The following is a 20,573-nucleotide window of genomic DNA, read 5'->3' on the forward strand; positions in this document are numbered from 1 at the left end:
TTTCATGGATTACCTGCTTTTTTCGCATCCATATAATCATTCTAAACGGCTTCGTTGCTAACGATATGCGTTTTCCCATATATCCGATTTAGGATAAAGCCAAACAACATGCCAAGGAAAGAAATCGCAGATATCGTTAGATAAAGTGTTTTTGCACCAAAAGACCCGTAAATAAACCCTCCTAAGTAGGAAGCGAGTATTCCTGAAATTCCGAAGAACAGAAGCGCTAGCACCGTCTGGCCAGTGGCCCGCCATTCTATAGGAACGATGCGATAAAGGTATTGAATCGCCGCTGAATAGAAGATCGGGAAAGTAAGCACTTGCATGATTTGCAAATAAGCAAGCAGATGCGGATCAGTAATCCAGGCTGACAGAAAAAAGCGAATGAAAAAGAAAATGGACGCGAATGAAATGAGCAGCATTTCCTTGCCTTTGCGCAGCCACCAGAAGCTTAAAGCAAATACAATAATCTCACTGCCAGCCGCCAAAAAAAAGGATTGTCCGATCAGCTCAGGAGTCCCTCCAAGCTCGCGAATATATATGCCGAGAAACGTGTCGTTCATCCGAGCGGGTACCGAACAAACAAAAACAAGCAAAAGAAACATGTGTGTCTCCTTATTGCTTATAAAATGTTTGAGGCTGCTTAAAGAAACCGGCTTCCCTGTAACCGGTACATCCGACATTTTCCAGCTAATAAACAAACTGATGAGACCAATGCCTACAAAGAGCATTGATAAACTATGCGCGCCGAAATAAGACATAACGTATCCTGTGAGCAGTGAGGTGACAGCATAGCCTAATGCTCCATATGTACGGATTGATCCATAGCTCACACCAGAAGCTTCGGATATCGAGAAATTCAGGCTCTCCAGCAACGGGTCGATCGGCATAAGAAAGAAGTACAGAAGCATAGCGAATAAGATAAGCATAAAAAAAGTACTGGAGTTGTACAAAAAATAACCGGTCACGCTTGAGATTAATACCAATAGGAGAAGTATTTTACGAATGGTCCTCGTTTTATCGCTGATCATGCCCCATAAAGGCTGGGTAATAATAGTTATAAAACCACCGGTTCCAATAATGAAACCAATTTGTGAGGGCTGTAAGCCCTGTTCTGCAAGGTAAACGGGGAGAAATGTAATAAACATAGAGAGCAGTGCAAAGTACAAAAAGTTAAAGCTTCGCAACCATTTTAATGCATTCATGAAATATAAAGCACCTCAGATAATGTATAGTTTGTTTGGATATCTAATTAGTATATCAGATGACGCTCGCTATTTATCCTTGATTCATTCGGATTGGGATAATTAGAATAAATAAACCATTCCATGGAACACTAATTCGGATAATTCTATACTTAGGAGGGATTTATTAATGAACGTTACTGAAGAAAAACAGCAACAAACGGCAAACACGCTTCGTGTAAAAGATAAGGTTGCGATTATTACCGGGGCTGGTTCTGGCATCGGCCGAGCAGCTGCATTGCTCTTGGCCAAGCACGGAGCTAAAGTATGCCTTATCGATTTAAACAACAACCGCAGTGAATCAGTTGAGAATCAAATCAATGAACTCGGCGGAGAATCGTTATTTATTGATACCGATGTGTCAGACCCCGATCGCGTAAATCAGGCGATTCAGTCAGCAATGAAACAATGGGGCCGCATTGACATCGTATTTGCAAATGCAGGAATCAATGGCGTCGTCTCTCCTATTGAGGACCTAACGCCGGAAGCATGGGATCACACGCTGACGACCAATTTAAAAGGAACATTCCTGACCGTTAAATATGCCATTCCGCATATGAAAAAAAACGGTGGAAGCATCATCATTACCAGCTCAATTAACGGCAGCCGTAAATTTTCCGGGTTCGGCATGTCAGCTTACAGCTCCTCTAAAGCAGGCCAGATTGCTTTTGCCAAAATGGCTGCACTTGAATTAGCGAACTATAAAATTCGGGTTAATGTCATCTGTCCGGGAGCTATCCAAACCAATATCGGCGAAAGCACGAAAGAGACGCCACAATTGGATAAAATCAAAATTCCAGTTAAATATCCTGAAGGCAGCCAGCCGCTAGAGCATGGACCGGGACAGCCTGAGCAGGTTGCTGATTTGGTTTTATTCCTTGCATCGCAGGAATCGAGCCATATTTCAGGTACTGAGATATTTATTGATGGTGTAGAAACGCTTCTATAGTTGGAGGAATGTGAGATATGATCATCCAGGTCATAATCATCTGGATGGAATTATACGAAGAGCGCTTGGTTTGCGCTCTTTTTTGTTTTTATTGAAAAAATAATATCATTTATTACCGTGTCATTCTCATAAGGTCTTTTTTACTACCTCATCATCCTTAAATAGTTTTAAGCTTGGCAACTTGGACAAGATATTTTTCTCTCGAATGAATTAGAGTCGATATCGTTTAGATAATCCAACTAGAAAACTCTCATTACTTTCGGGACAACTTATCAATTGATTTGGATTTGAGGAAATCACTTTACCAGCGTCTATCCATTTAATAGATATTTCATTTGTCATTTAATATTACTCCTATGCTTTTTCCGCAAAACTAAATGCTGGTTACGTCACTAAAGCTCCCAAACTGCCTGAAACACCACTTGCTGATGAACTTGATTGTGCAACGTCTGATTGCCATCAGGATACTTGATGTACGACAACTGCTCATCATTTATTTCATTCCTCGTTTGAAGTAAACCAGTTTCCTTGATTAGAAATGTAACTGACTTACAGTTCTCCATGCTTAACAATGTATCTGATACAAGGTGCATCGGTCTTGCTTTTATCACAACCGCATCATACATTCAATTCCTTCATTCTGTTTTCTGGATGGTTTAATATTCTGGACCAAATAAACTAAGTTATAAAAAAAGACAAAATGTCTACGTCGTAATCACCTCACTTTAATCGTACTCGCCTTACTCTTTCATCCACAGTAAATCATGTTTTTTCAGAAGCTTAAACAATTCGTTATGAAAGCTTTCTTTCTCTTCGTCCCATACCGAAAATCCTGTAATACCCATGAAATACATCATGGAACACAATGCTTCAATACGCTTGTCATGCTTTCTTTCCCGTTGTAACTGCTGCTCAGCATCTAATTGATTTGGAACAGATTCATTTAACAGGTTAGATGTCCTTTCCAATATCTCATGTGCCTTATTTCCCTTATCAACAGCGTAGAGTTCCTGGTATAAAGCACCTTGCAGTGTAAGAATAGTCCTTTCCATTTTCAATTCATCATGCATTATTCGTTCCTCTTCTTGATAAGGAACAATTGACCTTGTGTATTCATGTTCATTTCCATCCGTATCGTTAAAATAGTCAGGTATTTCAAAAGAATCACGGTTAGAAATTCGATTCAGATAGTCTAGTCTCAGCCCAATCTCTTCTATTTTCGATAATCTTTTTGAAAGTATTCTGCATCCAGATTGAATATCTTAGACAGGGCTTCTAGCTTGGCTTTTAGGATGGGTCTACGCTTACTCAGCCAGTCCGTAACCGTAGATAGTGTAATCTCCATATCCTCAGCTAATTTTTTATACGTTCCGTTGTATAACTTTACGATGAATTCTAAACCGATCATAAATATCCCTCCAAAACAATGACTTATCATTACGTCTTGGTGTAAATACATCTTTGAAATTCCGATACGTCAATAGTTTGAATATAAATATTTCATTAAAAAAAGCCACATGGAGTGTATACTCTCATGTGGCAAAAGAAATGTTATAAATAAAATTTTCGGCTCTGCTTTAAGATCAATTTAGTTATAAACTTCTTATTTATTACAATTTCAATAGTGCTACTACTTCTTTATCTGATGTTTTACTTCAAATAAAAATACTTATATATTTAGACATATTCATTCCAGATTTGATAAATATCCAAAAGTGCGTTTGTATTTCTTTCTCCCTTTATTACTGATCGCATCATATTTGAAATAATCATAATTACATCCATATCATTTTTTTTATTAAATCCATTTAATAGTGGTCGATTTACACTAACATATGATTTTGGTTTATAGACAATCCCCCATTCAATTGTTTTATGACTTTCTTTCATTACTTCACCTAAATATATGGCAATATCAAATACTATGGCCAGTGATTTAATACTCGCTTTTTGAGGTGAAATATATTCTTGAAGCCACCCACTTTTAAGCAGATACTCATCCTCTAGTTCTTTTGTCGATTTATCCACAACTTCAATTTGGCTCAGATACCATGTCCAAATAGATATTAATGACGTAATACTGAAATCCAACTTGACTTCACTATATATATTTAGCACTTCACACCGCATAGGAATCTGTTCAATAAACCATTTAAAATGAAATTCTGCTTCCTTTTTACTCATTTCCCTGAAATCTTTGAATTCAATTGGTGGTATTAAAAGGGGATAATTCATAAAAGTAACCTCCTCATTTATAAACTGTCTCAATAATATATTTTATACCATTAGCTTCTAACATGTCTAAGACAGGCTGAGTCGCTGAGGGAACGGCAAACCATTCGTCTTCATCATCCCCCTCCTCATCGACATCATTATCTGGTAACGAAGTATCTGCTGGCGAAGGTGATACATTCACTTTCCAGGCGAACAACGGTGACATTCAAGTGCCGAAAAATTCTAAAAGAATTGTTGATACTACCGCTTTTTACGAGGCCACTGAAAAAGTCCCTTAAATACATCAAAGGTACAGCCCACTCAAAAAAATGAGGAAGCTGTACCTTTTTTTCGGTATGATTAGGGTATCAATCTTGAGTAGGTGAGTGTATTGATTCAACAACAGCAATCCATGACGTTTAGTCCATATATAGAGCTCTACAATATAATCATTCCTAAGGATAATATGTTGCGCCAAATCAATGAGTTGGTCGACTTCTCATTTGTGTTCGACGAACTAAAAGAACGCTACTGTTTGGAAAATGGCAGAAATGCTATTGACCCGATTCGAATGTTTAAATATCTGCTACTGAAAGCGATCTTTGAACTATCGGACGTGGATATCGTGGAGCGCTCCAGGTACGACATGTCGTTCAAATATTTTCTGGACATGGCTCCGGAAGATTCAGTCATCGATTCAAGTTCCCTAACCAAGTTTCGCAAGTTGCGGCTCAAAGATTTGAATGTACTGGACATGCTTATTGGGAAAACGGTCCCCAGAGAATCCAGGAAGCTTCTCTAAGGAAATAGAGGCCCAGCCCGTTACACTATCGATTGCTTCTTTCTGAGCATCCGCCGGTGCCTTCAAACCGAATTCACCATAAATGATTTCGCCCCCGCGGCCGTAATTGTGACCAAACACATACAGGCTCTTAGCATATGGGTTCAGAATAGAAACGGTTTTGTCACCGACTGCAGCTTGAATCTGAGGCTTTAACTCGTTAATTTTTTTCTCCCACTGTTTAACCCAAGCCTTTGCCTCATCTTCTTTTCCATTCAGTTTGCCGAAATCCAGCATCTGATCTTTATAGTTTTTCTTTCCGTAATCCGTAGCTACAACAGGCGCTATCTCTTCAAGCTTTTCAATTCCTTCAGTACCTGTGTACACGATCATTAAGTCTGGATTAAGTTCATGGATTTTCTCAGGTGACACTTCGTTACCTATGTTTTTGACTCCATCCAGCATGCCATCAAAATACGGGTTACTCATGGCACTATCTGAAATACCAATCGGCTTAGCTCCGAGTGCCAAAAAATACCCCGTGTAAAAAGGAGGCCACTGAAAAACTATTGTTTTTTCATCCCAGTTCAATGCTGTATAGAAAAAGACGACTTTACTCCACTTTTTTTGGGGGAGAAGTCGTCTTTTTTCTTTAGTCTAGGGGTTATCTTCACTTGTCCTTGGTCAAGTGATACCAGCGATCATAAAATCGTATATGATAACCCTATATGGCACGGCCTTCCTGCGGTTAAAGCAGGCAACGTGTTTCAGTTAAATCCAAAAGCAGATACGTACAATGACCCGGTATCATTACAAGCTCAGCTTAGTTACATCTCGGAAAGTCTACTATCCGTGAAATAAACCTAAATAAAAGCTCTGACAAGCTCCCAGCTTGAAGAGCTTTATTTGACTTTTATTATTTCGTTGGTTGAAATCATATTACACTTGAACATTTAACATCAATATTCGTTCTCCTATTCGCTTACTAGCATGATCGCTACACATTATAATATTTAACTTAAAAGTTATTAATAATCTATTACCCAGACTAAATGCAGCATGTTGACAACTATACAATCGTTTTCATATACTATTTTTGAATCAAAATCTTTAAATAAATCTAATATAGTTAACTTTTTAATTAATCATTTTCAGAGGAGGATTATAATGACAACAGCAAAACAGTCCATCCAACGTCCAGAATATCCGCGTCCGCAGATGGTTCGCTCCGAGTGGATGAACCTGAACGGGGAATGGGAATTTGAAATCGATCATGGAAAAAGCGGAAAGCATCGCAATTTGTTTGAGGCCTCAGCCTTAAAGGAGAAAATACTCGTTCCTTTCTGTCCGGAGAGCAAGCTATCCGGCATTGAGAACAAAGATTTCATGCCTGCGGTCTGGTATCGTAGGGAAATAGAAATTCCTGCCGAATGGCATGGCAGCCGTATCCTCGTACATTTTGGCGCAGTTGACTACGAAACGGAGGTTTGGATAAATGGTATTTCCGCAGGCACCCATCGCGGTGGTTATGCCTCCTTTTCGTTAGAAATCACTCACCTGCTTCAAGCCGGCATGAATGTATTGACTGTATGTGCTGAAGATGATCAACGATCCGGCTTGCAGCCTCGAGGCAAACAGTCTGGTTTGTATCATTCACACGGATGCGATTATACGAGAACGACAGGAATCTGGCAGACCGTATGGCTGGAATCCGTGCCCGAGCAGTATATTCAGTCCTTCAAATTGACACCGGATTCTGATAACCAGTCCCTCCATGTTGAGGGTGAATTCGTCGGAGCTGACGGATTAACTTTTTCTGTAGGAGCACAGTTCGGCGGCAAAAGGGTAGGTTTACAGACTGCTGTAGTGAATGGCAAACAAGGTCGATTGTCGGTGAAGCTCTCAGTAAGCCATTTATGGGAAATCGGATCGCCCAACCTTTACGACCTTACATTATCCTTACAGTATAACGGGAAAGCAATCGATTCCGTAGAAAGCTACTTTGGTCTTCGCTCCGTGAAATGGGATAACAATGCGATTCTCATTAACGGTAAACCCGTTTTCCAACGTTTGGTGCTGGATCAAGGCTTTTACCCGGAAGGAATTTATACCGCTCCTACTGACGAGGATTTAAAGCGGGACATTGAATTGTCTATGAGTCTTGGCTTCAACGGCGCACGTCTGCATGAGAAGGTGTTTGAAGCTCGTTTCTTGTATTGGGCTGACCAATTGGGGTACATCGTTTGGGGCGAACATGCGAACTGGGGACTCGATATTACAAACGCACGAGGGCTGCAGCAATTTTTGCCGGAGTGGATTGAAATTGTAAAACGAGATTATAATAGTCCTGCTTTAGTAGGCTGGTGCCCGTTCAATGAAACCTGGGATGGACCACAGGGAGCCCGCCAAAATGATGAGGTGCTGCGGATCACTTATCAGGTGACCAAGTCACTTGACGCAACTCGTCCTGTCATTGATACAAGCGGCAACTTCCATGTCATTACTGATATATTCGATGTACATGATTATGAGCAAAATCCAGAAAAATTCGCCCAAAATTACAAGGCTATGCGTACTGGCGGAGAACGGTTCGTCACCTTCCAAAACCGACAGAAATACGACGGTCAGCCCTACTTCGTTAGTGAATACGGCGGCATTTGGTGGAATCCAGGTCAAGCTGATCAGAAGAGCTGGGGCTATGGCGACCGTCCGAAATCAGAAGAAGAATTTCTTTCTCGCTATGAAGGCTTAACTTTAACGCTGTTAGAAAATCCATACATCTGCGCATTTTGCTACACACAGCTCTACGATGTCGAGCAGGAAGTAAACGGCCTCCTCACATACGATCGTCATCATAAATTCAATCCTGAATTGATCCGCCGTATTAATTCGACGATTGCGGCAATCGAGAAGCAGACTGTAGACACTGCTAAAATAAAATAGACTTGGATACGTACAACAAGCCATTCCCTAGGGAATGGCTTGTTGTACGAAATTCAATGTTCATGGCTGCCATTTAGATAACTTATGATTTCATGGTTAATGCGACTCGCTTGCTCATGATTAATGCCGTGCCCTGCATTTGGAATAATTTTATAAGAAATTTGGTTCATCTCCAGTTCCTTAATAGCTGCAGGGTAATAAGACAATCGGTCGTACTCTCCAATTAAAAAAAGAGCTTTTTTCTTCAAGATCAAAAGCTCATCCTTCGTGAAATTTCTATACTTATGATACATCATCGATCTATTGTTAAAATATTTTAGCAGGTAAGTCCAATGAACCATGATATCCTCATTATTTTCAAACACCATAGAAGTATTGGGAGCACTTAGCTTTCTGAGTAATTTTTTCGTTGTTTTTTCGGATACAGGAAACAGTGCTTCAGGCAGAAAAAGCAGAAGCATCCTGATCATATTTACTTTGACTCCCCCTGCCATCGCAACTATCCTATTAACCTTATTCGGATTAGTGATCGTATAATAACTGGCAAGATAGGACCATTGGAAACGCCTGCGATATGAATCATATCAAGACTAAAATACTGAAGTAATTCGTCAATCCATGTGGCTTGGTCAAAGCTGCTATTGTAGTTGTTGTTCGGTTGGCTTTTTCCAGGTCCTCCAATGGTATCAACTGCAAAAATATAAAAATGCTTAGACAATTCAGCGATATTATAAATCCACATCAAAGCAGAATTATCACCGACCCCATGAAATAATAAAAGCGGAGGTTTTTGTGATTCTCCTGCAATAATGACATGCGTCTGACCAAAGGTTGTCGGAACTTCTCTTCCTGATAAGAAACTCCCCATTGGTTAAGCAATCTTTGATAGGACTTCAATACAAGTTCCTTACCCGCTTCCTTTTTAAATGGGTTAACCATCTTCACACACCAACCTTTGAGGGAATCATAACCTATACCTATTCTCAACAAATTACAATCCATTAGGAGCAATCTACAACAATGAATCATAGTTAATATTTTACATAAATTACACTCAATATACTTGTAGTTTTCGGCATGACAGGTATGACATTCAAGTTAATGCATATACAAAGAGGCCCCTGCGCAATAGCAAAGGCCTCTCAAGTCATTCACAGTGTTCTAGAATACTCGCGGCTGCTCCTCGTACAAAACACCGGATAAATCAATGTGAACGCAAGCGCAACGACCGACAGCAGTGCAGCTGCTAATTGGAGCGTCAACAATACATAAATCAAATAACAGATTGGAGCAAACAGCAGCAAACCCGGCATCGCAAAAAATACCGCTCCCCATTTTCGCTCATCTGTCCTCATTCGGATAGAAAGATTTAACCCAATAAGGCTGGAAAGCAACGGCCAGAGGGTAAGATAGCTTCCTCCAGGCAGATATAGCGCCATGAAAATACTTATTAATGTCCATAGCAGAAGTATTCCGGCCCACATATTTTCCATTCGTATCTTTTTTGAAATCCACCGCACCAATAGACCGATAATCATCACCGTAGCTACAATGCATCCAAGCAAAATAGTTATACTCACTTGTGGATCAAGCAAAATGATCTTTAGCTGCTCGTAAGATACGGCGGAGCGCAATAAACGCCATGTCAGGGTGATTAATCCAAACACGATAAGCAAACTAATAAGCGTGATAAAAAAACCACCGATCGTCCCCTTAACCGTCACTCTTTTGCGTCGTATGCCATGCACCATTGTAGCAATAAAGAACAAAGCACCAACGATCATCAACCACATGCCCCAGGATTGGGGATAGCTGACCATATGACTGCCAAATAGGTTGAAATATATCCGATCCTCCTGCTGTACCTGTTTTAAATCCAACTGGCCAAAGTGCTGGGACAAGCTTAACATGTATTCCCCATGATGCTGCAAGCTCGACATATCGAGATTTTCCGGAGTATCAATAGGCTGATGATAGGCGTTAAACCCCATGCCAAATGCAAAATTTAATCCTGATAGTCCTTCCTCTCTGAACACCGTCAAATCCGTGTCATTGGGCATCAGTTTATATAAGTTATAAATGACGGAGTAAGCAACAGGATCAGGAGCAGCCTTGATGAACTCTTTGATCAGCCAGCCATTCTGGTCACTTGTCTCAAACATAAAGGATGGGCCTTTATTCCCCCTCGCTTCAAAGTTAAGGACAATTCCCACATCATGAGCCCAAGGGTGATCCTCCATAAAAGCTTTTGCTCCAAACAGCCCCGTTTCTTCGCCGTCTGTCATGAGAAAGATAAGATCATTTTTTAACGGACCCGATACTTTCAGCGCACGTATCGTCTCCAGCATCGCTGCAATTCCCGCTCCATCGTCTGCAGCCCCCGGAGTATTCGTTTCACTATCGTAATGTGCAGCAATCATGACTGCTTTACTATTAGCTGTACCTGGGATTCGCGTAATAATATTTTCAATTTCCCCCGATAGAGGTGAATCAACAGCTGCTTTTTGAAGTTCAGGATTTAAGCCGAGACCTTTAAGCTCCAAAATAAGATAATCACGTACTTCATGATGTGCCAGACTTCCGACTGGATGAGGCTCCTTTGCAATCACTTCCAGCTTCTTCATCGCCCTTTCAGACGAAAAAAGCTCAAGCGGGGCATCCGATTGAACGCTTCGGGGTGCTTGTATTTGCAGCAATCCAATCAGGATCGGAACAAGGATTAGCAAGCACAATACAACCCCCTTTTTCCAAAAAGGTGGACTTGCAGGCTTCGTTTCAGTTGAAAATTCGCTATTCATAGCTTTCATATGAACTCCCCCCTTTTTCCGACATTAGCATACCAAAATAATCCATATTTCGAGAATCGACTTTAGACTAGGTTTTTACCTAGACTAAGGTCGATATTGAAACATCTGATATTTCAGATGTCATCGCTAATTACAACAATAGGTTATTACATAACCGCAAAAGAAAAAAGGGCAAATAAGTTTGCCCCTTGCTGTAACCATATATTTTACAATTAATTAGTTAGCCTAATGACTCTAGGTTCCGCAAAAGGTTCGGTATGAACCGTTTGCTTGCGCAGGCAAGGTGGAATAATCAGCCTGCTCAGAGGAGTGAGCATAGGGGCACGAAAGAACATTAAGAAGCCGCTCCATCACGCTGTAGTCTTCATGTTTCACGGCTGCCTCTAGTGCCTCTTCTACCCTGTGGTTGCGCGGAATTAAGGCAGGATTGCTGCTTCGCATTAGCTGAAGCGAGGAGGCTTTTGCTTCCTGCTGTCTGTTCAACCTCGCTTGCCAGAGCTCGTACCATGGAGACCATTCCGGTGTACCGTACAGAACCGTATCCTCCTGCCTTTCAAAAGTTAGCGCGCGGAATGTATTTGTATAGTCTGCACCGTACTTCTGCATGATCGTGAGCAGCCCTTTAATAAGAGCTTCATCCTCAGCCTCTTCATTAAAGATTCCCAGCTTCCCCCTCATTCCCGAAATCCAGTTACGGTGAAATAATTCGATAAAATCGGATATCGCATCCTCTGCCAGGCTGACAGCCTGTGACTCGTCGTCATGCAGCAGCGGCAATAGCGTTTCAGCAAATCTCGCGAGATTCCACACAGCTATATTCGGCTGATTGCCATATGCATAGCGTCCATGAACATCAATTGAACTAAATACCGTTGCTGGATCGAAGTTATCCATGAAAGCGCAAGGACCGTAATCAATCGTTTCCCCGCTGAGTGCCATGTTATCGGTATTCATCACCCCATGTATAAAACCAACGAGCTGCCATTTGGCAATAAGCTCTGCCTGGCGCTTGATCACTTCTTGAAGCAGTGAAAGATAACGGTTCCCGCTATCAGCAGCTTCTGGGAAATGTCGTTGCAAAGTGTAATCAGCCAGTGCCTGAAGATCCTCGGTAGTGCCCCAACTTGAAACATATTGAAAGGTGCCCACTCGAATATGACTGGCAGCCACGCGTGTCAATATGGCACCAGGCTGCTCGGTTTCCCGGCGGATTGCCTCACCGGTTGTGACCACCGCTAAGCTTCGGGTGGAAGGAATGCCAAGCGCATGCATAGCTTCGCTGATGATGTATTCACGCAGCATCGGCCCAAGCGCAGCACGTCCATCGCCTCCGCGGGAATAAGGCGTTCTTCCTGAACCTTTGAGCTGAATATCTACCCGCTCGCCTTGAGGAGTAATCTGTTCACTAAGCAGCAGCGCGCGACCGTCCCCTAATCTGTTAAAATGTCCGAATTGATGCCCAGCGTATGCTTGAGCGAGCGGCAAAGCTCCTTGAGGAATCTGATTGCCAGCAAGCATTTCTACGCCATCCTGACTTTGCAGTGCGAGGGCGTTCAACCCCAACGATGCTGCCAATGAATCATTAAAAATGATCAGCTTCGGTGAGCGTACAGGGTTTAGAGCCATCCTTGCAAACATGATTTCAGGCAGACAAGCATAGCTATTGTCGAAATTCCATCCTGCTTCAGTTAGTGGTTTTTTCTCCGTCATCTTATCTCCTTTTTTCTTTCTGTTACATCGTATTTTTTGCATCAAAAGATAGTCATAGGCATGATGTTAAATTAGCTATCTACTTTATATATCAACTTATGGCAGCCCTTTTCGTGCTTGCTTCTGCCCATTCATTATATCCTTTCCATTGTTTTATTCTACCCATTCATTAAATTTAAATAAAAATGGCGGATTATTCAACTATGCTAACCGTAAAGTGAAAATTCATCTTTAATTATGTAAATCTTATTTAACAACAAGATAATGCCGACAACTCAAAAATAATAATTGTCGGCATCTCTCTCATAAAGTGATTAGTTTACGACAAATTCGATGACAATTGGCGTCCCAAGATCGAGCGTATCACCATCAGGAATGGTAATAGCCGTTGTTGTAACAGTTGAAGTGTCTGCTGTTTGAATCTGCCCATTAATATAAAGATTGTAGTAAGCTGGCGCAGTTGGAAAAGCTGTGGCAGCAACTCCGGCGTCATTGGTAGTAGCAGTGGCAAGAATATTAAATGCAACACCTACTCCCGTTCCGTCTGCAATAGTAGCACTAAATTTTCTGGATGCCATAAAGGGTTTTGTAATTGGCATTTATATCACCTCTCTTCTCTCAAGTAGCTTATGCAAATGATAGAGAAAGGGAAGGGCCATATTCAATTATTTACCATATTAATATGATCAAAGCTCGATTTTAGCGGAAAATGTGATGATTTCCACAATAATTGACGTCCCCGAAAATATAGTCTGATTGTTGGAATTAATATTCAAAGCATTTTCAGTTAAAAAATATACGCTGCCTTCTTGTAATATCCCATTAATATAAAGATTGCTATAGCTATTTTGACCCATGTCAGAAAATGCGGAAATGAACGATCCATCATCATTTGTAAAAACATCAGCTGGAATCGTTACTTGAGACTGAGCATCTGAGCTCGTAATATAAAAAAATCTTTGTGCAGCAGGTAAAATGATGATGTCAGGGATGATGACAGATCCCGCACTGCCAGGAGGTCCTTGCAGTCCTTGTATTCCTGGAAACCCTTGAATACCTTGTTCTCCTTGCGGCCCTTGTCTGCCTGAATGTCCTTGAATGCCCTCCGCTCCTTGTACACCTTGCGTACCTAGACCTTGCATTCCTTGCGGCCCTTGAGATCCCTGTACTCCTTGAGGATGTGAATCGCTAGTCTTCTTTTTGAAAATAATGATCTTTTTATGTTCTTTCTTTCTTTTTAGCGGACAAGCAGCCATTTTTTTCTTTTTAGATTTTTTTCTACGAACTGGAGTAGAGTATTTCCATTTGAGCCCGGAAGGTGCACATAATTTCTCTTTAAGTAGTTGATTTCTTGTCCGAATTTTCATCTTTGTAGACATTGTTCTACCCAAGCTAAATCAACCCCCATTAAAATAATCTATATATGATATGATACGATCTGTCTGAGGTATGGACTATAAATCAAGGAAAGTTAGGTTGGAAACTATTTTTAATAAAATTAGGTATGTGATATATAGTGAAGACCCACAGCACCGATTGCTGTGGGTCTCTTATTTCCAAATGAATGATTAGTTTACGTTATCGTTTCTAGCCATTTGCCTTATATGCCCGGCAAGCTCCTCGATTAATTCAGCGGGCTCTACAACCATAACATAGCTGCTATAGCTTAAAATACTGCGAACCGCCCGCTCCTTAGAGGAATAGTGGGCAACGACCGTTAAAGTGCCGTCTGGTTCGTCTGAAATCTCATCAAAGCCAAATTCATCTCTTACCCTCGTCTTCATTTCAGGCTGGAAGCGAAGTACTGCCCTCACCTTTTGAAAATTAGCTTTCCCCATAAATTGCTGTTCAACGTCCTGCAGGGTGTAGGGACGACGAATAAAGGTATCCGATAAGCTGCTTATATGAAGCATGCGGGAGAGCCGGAATACGCGAATATCGGATCTCGTGAGGCAATAACCGTATAAGTACCAGACATCCTGCATGGTATTTGCCCAGCGCGTATTCGTTAAACGATATTGGAGATCATCAAGCTGTGCCTGCGGTATATCGATATGAAATGGGCGAATTATGGTAGAATATATGTTATGAGTTAGGCAAATACGGCAATGTGATTGTCATAATGGTTCCTTCACCAAGTTCACTTTGAATGTCCATATGTCCATGATGAGCTTCAATAATTTTGAAACAAACCATCAAGCCTAGACCAGTACCTTTTTCTTTCGTGGTGAAAAATGGTTTTCCAATATTCGCTAGATGCTCTTCGTGGATGCCCGAGCCATCATCACTCAACACAATTTGCAAAAATGAAGCATCCTTGGCAATAACCTTCAAATTAATGGTTCCCCCGGATGACATTGCTTCGATTGAATTTTTGATCAGATTTATAAAAACTTGCTTAAGCTGATTGGGCTCGCAAAACACATGTGAATCCATCGTATCCATCTTGAAGTTCACTTGAACATTATATAATATGGCCTGAGGCTGCATCATAAATAAGACGTTTTCAATCAGCTCTTTTAGATCCGTTTCTACAAACTTATCAGCATGAGGCTTGGCCATACTCATAAATTCATTTACGATCTGATTTATTCGATCGATTTCCACTAGCATAATATCGACGTAAGCTATTTCTTTTGATCTCAAAAGCTGTAAAAACCCTTTTATCGCCGTTAATGGGTTGCGTATCTCGTGTGCTATTCCAGCAGCTAATTCACCCACAATTGAAAGTTTTTCTGCTCTACGAATAATGTCCTCGGACTTTTTACGTTCTGACATATCTCTAATGACGGTTTGGATGACGGGATCTCCAACATGTTTATGTATATAGATAGAAGAAACCTCGGCGTCTAATAATGTCCCGTCCAAGCGTTTCAGTTCAAGACTTGTAAACTCCATAAAGCCATCTGTTTCCATAACTAGATTTAATCTTCCCCTAAGCGTCTCATGGTAACTGGGACATATAAATTCGTAAATGGATCGTCCTACAAGATCATCTGTTGTTTGGCCGTTAAACAATTTTAATCCCATATCATTGACGAAAGTAATGATCGAGTTCCTATGCAGTACAATAGGCTCAGGAGATAGCTTCAGTACACGACTATATTCGCGCTCTCTTTGAGCAAGCTCAAAAACTGCTTTTTTTCTTTCTGTTATGTCTCGAAATAATAGCTGCACCGATCTATTGCCTTGAAATTGAAATGGTACGGCCTTGACTTCGATATGGATAATTTCTCCATCCAACTTTATTAGCCTTTTATCCAAAATTGAAGCGGCTTGATTTGATGTAAACAACTGATTCATTTCGCCAAGCAGCATATCTAAATCATCTGGATGAAAAAAACGAGCAACGTTTTCACCAATAAGTTCATCCGGCTTCGAAACGCCAATAAGAATCATGGCTGCAGGATTTACGAAAGTAATGATATGGTCCTGAAAAACCACAATAGGCTCTGGAGAGTTTTCGATCAATATTCGATAACGCTCCTCACTTTCTTTTAACTGCTCTACTGCCAGCTTCTTTTCGGTTATATCCCTCTCAACGCCAACGAATGCAACAACCTCTCCCCAATCATTCCTCATTGCAGAAATGGTTACATTTGCATAAAAAGTACTCCCATCCTTTCTTAGCTTTATAAGCTCACGACCGTTGTATTCTTCCCCTAGAATAATACGCTCATATAATTCAAATACCCCGGCCCTACGATTCTCTGGCGTCATCGGCAAAATTTTTCCAATGATTTCTTTCTCGGACCAGCCATGAAGTTCCTCGAATTTCTTGTTGATACCTAGGACCCTTCCTTCTCTATCAACAATAACTACACCGTCGGAGGTAATATTTAGGAAAGATAAAAATAGTCTGGATTTATTTATAGTTGAAAAAAAATCTTTAATAGATATCACCCTATTTCAATATTGTAACTAGCATATATTTCTTCTATTTTTGCATCATAGCTCAAATTAAAAATAAAATAAATGGGTGATCTGCGCTTTATCCAAAAAAATAGAAAACAAGGTTATTTTTTTACAAAAACGCGATTTTTATATGCATATTCGACAGGAATATCATCGATTTTCAATTTTAAAAAAAATCATGATGACTTAGGGTGGGGGCAATTACTCCCATTCAATTTCAATGTAAGAAGCCATCGGTTATGGAATATATCTCACCTTGAAGGGAATCATATTCTTCGTACACAAAATGGTTGAGGAGTAGAAATATGGACGGAAACCGAATGTTGGAACTTCTACCTTCTAGAACGCAGCGACCGTATAAGGGGGATTTTTTCGTATTAGGCTTTCATACCTTCGATAATAGCTTTATGGCCGGCTTGAACATCGAAGGTGAAGTTCATCCAATCGGAACCTTTATCCACGGTATGAACAAGGAAGAGCAACAATCATTGCTGGAAATTATTCAGTCCAATCCCCTGCGAACCCAACATCCGATGATTTGGGTCACCCCCGGCATTTGTGTCGAACTGACCTTTGATGCAATCATAAACGACCGACTTGTTAAACCTACCTTTCAAGCGTTCCGTTTCTCCATCGATTGGAAGGCGTGTACGTGGAGTAGATTGATAGTTGAGAATGCACCTGTTCCCGTTCAGGTCAAACTCACACATCCCGATAAAATCATTTGGGATTCGCCTAGAATCGATAAAGAAAGCTTCATTTCCTATTTGATACAAGTCTCAAAGTTTATGCTTCCCTTTTTGCAGGAAAGAACGTTAACGACGATTCGTTATCCAAAAGGCATAGCTGGAGAATCCTTCTACCAGCGTAATTGTCCGGATTATGCTCCGGATTTCATTAAAACTGTGGAGAGGAACGGGATTACTTATATCGTATGCGATGATTTGTCGACACTGATCTGGCTGGGCAACCAATTGGCAATCGAATATCATATCCCCTTCCAAACGGTTGAAACGGACCTGCCCCTGGAAGTTGTTATCGATCTGGACCCGCCAAGCCGGGATCATTTTCCGCTTGCCGTGAAGGCGGCTTTAGAATTGAAAGCTGTGTTCGATAGCTTCGGGATCGTTAGCTTCCCCAAGCTGTCTGGCGGAAAAGGTCTGCAAATCCATATCCCGATTCCAAAGGGCGCTTCATTAACCTACGACGACACAAAAATTTTGACGTCCTTTCTGGCCGAATTTTTGGTACAAAAGCATCCGGATGATTTTACGATTGAAAGGCTGAAAAAAAACCGAGGTGCAAGGCTCTACATCGACTACGTCCAGCATGCAGCCGGTAAAACGATCATCTGCCCTTACTCCACAAGAGGAAATCATGAAGCGACGGTAGCAGCCCCCTTGTATTGGCATGAAGTGAATGAACAATTAAGCGTCGAGAAATTCAACATTCCTTATGTATTAGATCGACTTGCAAACGGGGATTGCCCGATGAAGGATTTTTTTAGAATCGACAACAACTCGCTGCCCTCTGTCCTATCACTCCTGAAAGAGAAGAAACGACTGATGTGAAAAGCAAGCATCCATGACGTTAATCCAGATTCCATAAACCAACAAAAAAAAAACCACCCCGAAGGGTGGTCCGCACTCATGATGAGTACTATAGGATTTGGATAGGAGTGGAGAGAAACCATACTGTACCTTTATTATATGTATACGCTTCCAAATTGTCAATAAGCGTTTTCATTTTTGTTTTAATTAAATTGAAAGCGCTTATATATTAAAAAAAGAACACCCGGTTAAAGGTGAACGTCATAGCCTTTTGCCGAAAGCACGGCAATCGCCTGGTCCAAATACTCCTGGCTGCGGAACGAAAGCCGTAATACGCCCGGCACGTCTTCCCTGCTCTCGATAATATGGATATTGCTGAGGTTGATTAGGCTGTTCCCTAGCTCGCTCGTTATTTTACCGATAATACCTGGGTGATCCGGAATATCGACATAACAATCAAAGGCGGACTGAATCATCCCTTTGCGGCGCTCAGGCATCTTGCTGCGGAATTCGCCTGCTGTTTCGAAAGCAGCAGCTATCGCATCCCCATCGAGGCTCTCCAGCATCGCAACAAATTTATCCGTTTCCTTGCTCCAATCGCGGAGCAGCTCAAGCACGACCTTGCGATTATTAATTAATATGTCACGCCATATAATCGGATCGCCCGAAGCAATACGTGTAATATCACGGAAGCCCCCTGCAGCAAGCGATTCATAAAGCCCATTTTCCTCATTATAGCCGCGAATCTGGTTCACAAGCGAAACGGCAATGATATGCGGCAAATGACTGATTGCACCCGCAATTTCATCATGCTCCTTCGCGTCGACCTTTACAATGTTCGCTTTCGTATAGCTAAGAAGCTCTACTAATCGTCCAACAGCTTCCTCTGGCGTATCCTGATCTGGCGTCAATACGTAGAAGGCATTCTCATATAAATGCGAGGATGCAGCTTCAACGCCAGTACGCTCAGATCCGGCCATCGGATGCCCGCCAATAAATGTAGCTTCGCCAAAATCAAGCGATTTTGCACAGGCCATAACAGAAGCTTTCGTGCTGCCTGCATCCGTGACAATGCAGCCCGGCTTTAAATTGAAATTGCTCAGCTTCTCCATATATTCCTCGATATTTCCTACCGGTACGCATACAAAAATAAAGTCGGCTTGCTCCGCAGCCTCTTGCATTGAAGTAGTCGCATAGTCAACGACGCCGCGCTGCAAATACTTCTCAACCTGAGACTGCCGATTCGAATGGCCGATTACGGTTATATCTGGTTTTCCTTTAAAGCAGAGAGCGATCGAACCGCCGATCAGCCCTACCCCAAAAATCGCTACAGTAGTCATAACTTTATCCTTGCACCGCCGCTTCCTGCAAAACCTGCTCAAGCGCCGCGATAAACTTTGCATTTTGCTCCTGAGTGCCTACTGTAATCCGAATATGATTCGGATAATAAGTCCAGCGAGGTCTTGAAATAATTCCTTTGCGCAGCAATCCATCAAATACCTCTGGTGACGAGCGCTTCGTATCGACCATCATAAAGTTTCCGTATGCTGGGAAGTAGGTTAAGCCAAGGCGGTCGAATTGCTCGGACAAATACGCAATGCCTTGCTTGTTTTGCTCCCTGCAGTAGGAAATAAAAGATTTATCCGCTAGTGCTGCTTTCGCTGCTGCTTGCGCTGCACGTGAGGTGTTGAATGGCTCACGCACTTGATTCGTGAAGCGAATAACATCGGGATGACCGATTCCATAGCCAATCCGCAGTGCCGCCAAGCCATATATTTTCGAAAAAGTACGTAAAACGATCAGATTGCGGTGCTCTTTAAGCAGCTTGATGCCATCCGGGAAAGCAGGATCGTCAATGTATTCACCATAAGCTTCATCCAGCACAACCAGCACATTCGCAGGAACCTGCGTTAAAAATGCGGACAATTCCGGCAAGGTTACAATCGTTCCAGTCGGATTATTTGGATTGCAAATCCAAATGATTTTGGTACGGCTGTTCACTTTAGCCAGCATCGCAGGCAAATCATGCTTCCCCTCTTTTAGAGGAACCTCTACGATACGGGCATTCTCGATTTCTGCGTTATGCTTGTATTGAGGGAATGTTTCATTCGCCATAATCGTTTCATCGCCAGGAACGATAAACGCTCTATTAATCATAAGTATGATTTCGCTGGAGCCTGTACCAAAAATAATTTGATTCGACTCCACGCCAAGCTCTTCTGCTAGCGCAGCTGTAAGCTCAACGCTCGCGCCATCGGGATAAATATTTAAATGTGATAATTCTTCAATAATCGCAGTTTTAGCCTGTTCGGAGCAACCGAACGGATTTTCATTCGATGCAAGCTTAATAACTTCCTTTAATCCCAGCTCCCTCTTAACATCCTCAACCGGCTTTCCTGGTTGATAAACGGGAAGGTGGACGATATTACCTTTGGGCTGCATGAGCCGCTCACCTCTTTT

At 41.6% G+C, this 20,573-nt stretch carries 18 protein-coding genes and 1 pseudogene; 4 read left to right on the top strand and 15 right to left on the bottom strand.

What is annotated here, in order from left to right; translation table 11 throughout:
- Window positions 1–41 precede the first annotated feature (41 nt).
- Window positions 42–1,205: an MFS transporter gene (locus AC2TDN_RS03295; RefSeq protein WP_484687004.1), complete on the bottom strand. Its 1,164-nt coding sequence runs from the start codon at window positions 1,203–1,205 to the stop codon at window positions 42–44.
- A 169-nt stretch (window positions 1,206–1,374) separates the two neighbouring features.
- Between AC2TDN_RS03295 and AC2TDN_RS03300 the strand changes: the two genes are divergently transcribed.
- Window positions 1,375–2,193 (top strand): SDR family oxidoreductase, encoded by an 819-nt coding sequence (locus AC2TDN_RS03300; protein WP_484687005.1) that lies wholly within the window; start codon window positions 1,375–1,377, stop codon window positions 2,191–2,193.
- Between the two features lie 740 nt (window positions 2,194–2,933).
- On the opposite strand, the gene AC2TDN_RS03305 is transcribed toward AC2TDN_RS03300, so the two are convergent.
- From AC2TDN_RS03305 to AC2TDN_RS03315, 3 genes are all read right to left on the bottom strand, one after another.
- The gene (locus AC2TDN_RS03305) at window positions 2,934–3,263 is read right to left on the bottom strand and encodes a hypothetical protein (protein WP_484687006.1); all 330 of its coding nucleotides are present in this window, start codon (window positions 3,261–3,263) and stop codon (window positions 2,934–2,936) included.
- Window positions 3,264–3,406: 143 nt separating this feature from the next.
- Window positions 3,407–3,601, bottom strand: a complete 195-nt coding sequence (locus tag AC2TDN_RS03310) for a helix-turn-helix domain-containing protein (protein WP_484687007.1) — start codon at window positions 3,599–3,601, stop codon at window positions 3,407–3,409.
- A gap of 269 nt (window positions 3,602–3,870) precedes the next feature.
- The gene (locus AC2TDN_RS03315; protein ID WP_484687008.1) at window positions 3,871–4,428 is read right to left on the bottom strand and encodes a hypothetical protein; all 558 of its coding nucleotides are present in this window, start codon (window positions 4,426–4,428) and stop codon (window positions 3,871–3,873) included.
- 370 nt (window positions 4,429–4,798) lie between these two features.
- On the opposite strand from AC2TDN_RS03315, the pseudogene AC2TDN_RS03320 reads away from it, so the two are divergent.
- Window positions 4,799–5,182: pseudogene (locus AC2TDN_RS03320) on the top strand (transposase); the annotation flags it as partial.
- Here AC2TDN_RS03320 and AC2TDN_RS03325 read toward each other — a convergent pair.
- Complete coding sequence (locus tag AC2TDN_RS03325) at window positions 5,114–5,779, bottom strand: ABC transporter substrate-binding protein (RefSeq protein WP_484687009.1); 666 nt, start codon at window positions 5,777–5,779, stop codon at window positions 5,114–5,116. The pseudogene AC2TDN_RS03320 and the gene AC2TDN_RS03325 sit on opposite strands and share 69 nt — an antisense overlap.
- Before the next feature lie 576 nt (window positions 5,780–6,355).
- On the opposite strand from AC2TDN_RS03325, the gene AC2TDN_RS03330 reads away from it, so the two are divergent.
- Window positions 6,356–8,131: a glycoside hydrolase family 2 protein gene (locus AC2TDN_RS03330; protein ID WP_484687010.1), complete on the top strand. Its 1,776-nt coding sequence runs from the start codon at window positions 6,356–6,358 to the stop codon at window positions 8,129–8,131.
- A gap of 53 nt (window positions 8,132–8,184) precedes the next feature.
- On the opposite strand, the gene AC2TDN_RS03335 is transcribed toward AC2TDN_RS03330, so the two are convergent.
- The 8 genes from AC2TDN_RS03335 to AC2TDN_RS03370 form a co-directional block, all read right to left on the bottom strand.
- Window positions 8,185–8,601, bottom strand: coding sequence for an alpha/beta fold hydrolase (locus AC2TDN_RS03335; RefSeq protein WP_484687011.1), 417 nt, complete (start codon window positions 8,599–8,601; stop codon window positions 8,185–8,187).
- A 29-nt stretch (window positions 8,602–8,630) separates the two neighbouring features.
- Window positions 8,631–8,999 carry an alpha/beta fold hydrolase gene (locus AC2TDN_RS03340; protein WP_484687012.1) on the bottom strand — a complete coding sequence of 123 codons (369 nt, stop codon included), beginning with the start codon at window positions 8,997–8,999 and terminating at the stop codon, window positions 8,631–8,633.
- 283 nt (window positions 9,000–9,282) lie between these two features.
- On the bottom strand, window positions 9,283–10,938 hold the full coding sequence (locus AC2TDN_RS03345) for a M20/M25/M40 family metallo-hydrolase (protein WP_484687013.1): 1,656 nt from the start codon (window positions 10,936–10,938) through the stop codon (window positions 9,283–9,285).
- A gap of 234 nt (window positions 10,939–11,172) precedes the next feature.
- Window positions 11,173–12,648: a protein adenylyltransferase SelO gene (locus AC2TDN_RS03350; RefSeq protein WP_484687014.1), complete on the bottom strand. Its 1,476-nt coding sequence runs from the start codon at window positions 12,646–12,648 to the stop codon at window positions 11,173–11,175.
- 314 nt (window positions 12,649–12,962) lie between these two features.
- Window positions 12,963–13,247 (bottom strand): DUF4183 domain-containing protein, encoded by a 285-nt coding sequence (locus tag AC2TDN_RS03355; protein ID WP_482067162.1) that lies wholly within the window; start codon window positions 13,245–13,247, stop codon window positions 12,963–12,965.
- Between the two features lie 87 nt (window positions 13,248–13,334).
- Window positions 13,335–14,039 (bottom strand): DUF4183 domain-containing protein, encoded by a 705-nt coding sequence (locus AC2TDN_RS03360; protein ID WP_482067161.1) that lies wholly within the window; start codon window positions 14,037–14,039, stop codon window positions 13,335–13,337.
- Window positions 14,040–14,216: 177 nt separating this feature from the next.
- A complete protein-coding gene (locus AC2TDN_RS03365; RefSeq protein ID WP_484687015.1) occupies window positions 14,217–14,633 on the bottom strand; it encodes a helix-turn-helix transcriptional regulator in 417 nt (138 codons plus the stop codon).
- Between the two features lie 100 nt (window positions 14,634–14,733).
- Entirely contained in the window at window positions 14,734–16,551 is a 1,818-nt protein-coding gene (locus AC2TDN_RS03370; protein WP_484687016.1) for a PAS domain S-box protein, read from the bottom strand.
- 317 nt (window positions 16,552–16,868) lie between these two features.
- On the opposite strand from AC2TDN_RS03370, the gene ligD reads away from it, so the two are divergent.
- On the top strand, window positions 16,869–18,134 hold the full coding sequence (ligD, locus tag AC2TDN_RS03375; RefSeq protein ID WP_482067159.1) for a DNA ligase D: 1,266 nt from the start codon (window positions 16,869–16,871) through the stop codon (window positions 18,132–18,134).
- Window positions 18,135–18,361: 227 nt separating this feature from the next.
- On the opposite strand, the gene AC2TDN_RS03380 is transcribed toward ligD, so the two are convergent.
- Both AC2TDN_RS03380 and hisC read right to left on the bottom strand, forming a co-directional pair.
- Entirely contained in the window at window positions 18,362–19,453 is a 1,092-nt protein-coding gene (locus tag AC2TDN_RS03380) for a prephenate dehydrogenase (RefSeq protein WP_482067158.1), read from the bottom strand.
- A gap of 4 nt (window positions 19,454–19,457) precedes the next feature.
- Window positions 19,458–20,555, bottom strand: coding sequence for a histidinol-phosphate transaminase (gene hisC, locus AC2TDN_RS03385; protein ID WP_484687017.1), 1,098 nt, complete (start codon window positions 20,553–20,555; stop codon window positions 19,458–19,460).
- Window positions 20,556–20,573: the final 18 nt, after the last annotated feature.

Source organism: Paenibacillus sp. Y660 (genome assembly GCF_057221575.1).

What these genes read in the sequence shown, in the direction of transcription:
- AC2TDN_RS03300 (WP_484687005.1), top strand. Translation starts at nt 1,375, where the DNA reads ATGAACGTTACTGAAGAAAAACAGCAACAAACGGCAAACACGCTTCGT.
- AC2TDN_RS03345 (WP_484687013.1), bottom strand. Translation starts at nt 10,938, where the DNA reads ATGAAAGCTATGAATAGCGAATTTTCAACTGAAACGAAGCCTGCAAGT.
- AC2TDN_RS03350 (WP_484687014.1), bottom strand. Translation starts at nt 12,648, where the DNA reads ATGACGGAGAAAAAACCACTAACTGAAGCAGGATGGAATTTCGACAAT.
- AC2TDN_RS03340 (WP_484687012.1), bottom strand. Translation starts at nt 8,999, where the DNA reads ATGGGGAGTTTCTTATCAGGAAGAGAAGTTCCGACAACCTTTGGTCAG.
- AC2TDN_RS03315 (WP_484687008.1), bottom strand. Translation starts at nt 4,428, where the DNA reads ATGAATTATCCCCTTTTAATACCACCAATTGAATTCAAAGATTTCAGG.
- hisC (WP_484687017.1), bottom strand. Translation starts at nt 20,555, where the DNA reads ATGCAGCCCAAAGGTAATATCGTCCACCTTCCCGTTTATCAACCAGGA.
- AC2TDN_RS03330 (WP_484687010.1), top strand. Translation starts at nt 6,356, where the DNA reads ATGACAACAGCAAAACAGTCCATCCAACGTCCAGAATATCCGCGTCCG.
- AC2TDN_RS03380 (WP_482067158.1), bottom strand. Translation starts at nt 19,453, where the DNA reads ATGACTACTGTAGCGATTTTTGGGGTAGGGCTGATCGGCGGTTCGATC.
- AC2TDN_RS03295 (WP_484687004.1), bottom strand. Translation starts at nt 1,205, where the DNA reads ATGAATGCATTAAAATGGTTGCGAAGCTTTAACTTTTTGTACTTTGCA.
- AC2TDN_RS03365 (WP_484687015.1), bottom strand. Translation starts at nt 14,633, where the DNA reads ATGCAGGATGTCTGGTACTTATACGGTTATTGCCTCACGAGATCCGAT.
- AC2TDN_RS03310 (WP_484687007.1), bottom strand. Translation starts at nt 3,601, where the DNA reads ATGATCGGTTTAGAATTCATCGTAAAGTTATACAACGGAACGTATAAA.
- AC2TDN_RS03355 (WP_482067162.1), bottom strand. Translation starts at nt 13,247, where the DNA reads ATGCCAATTACAAAACCCTTTATGGCATCCAGAAAATTTAGTGCTACT.
- AC2TDN_RS03305 (WP_484687006.1), bottom strand. Translation starts at nt 3,263, where the DNA reads ATGCATGATGAATTGAAAATGGAAAGGACTATTCTTACACTGCAAGGT.
- AC2TDN_RS03335 (WP_484687011.1), bottom strand. Translation starts at nt 8,601, where the DNA reads ATGATCAGGATGCTTCTGCTTTTTCTGCCTGAAGCACTGTTTCCTGTA.
- ligD (WP_482067159.1), top strand. Translation starts at nt 16,869, where the DNA reads ATGGACGGAAACCGAATGTTGGAACTTCTACCTTCTAGAACGCAGCGA.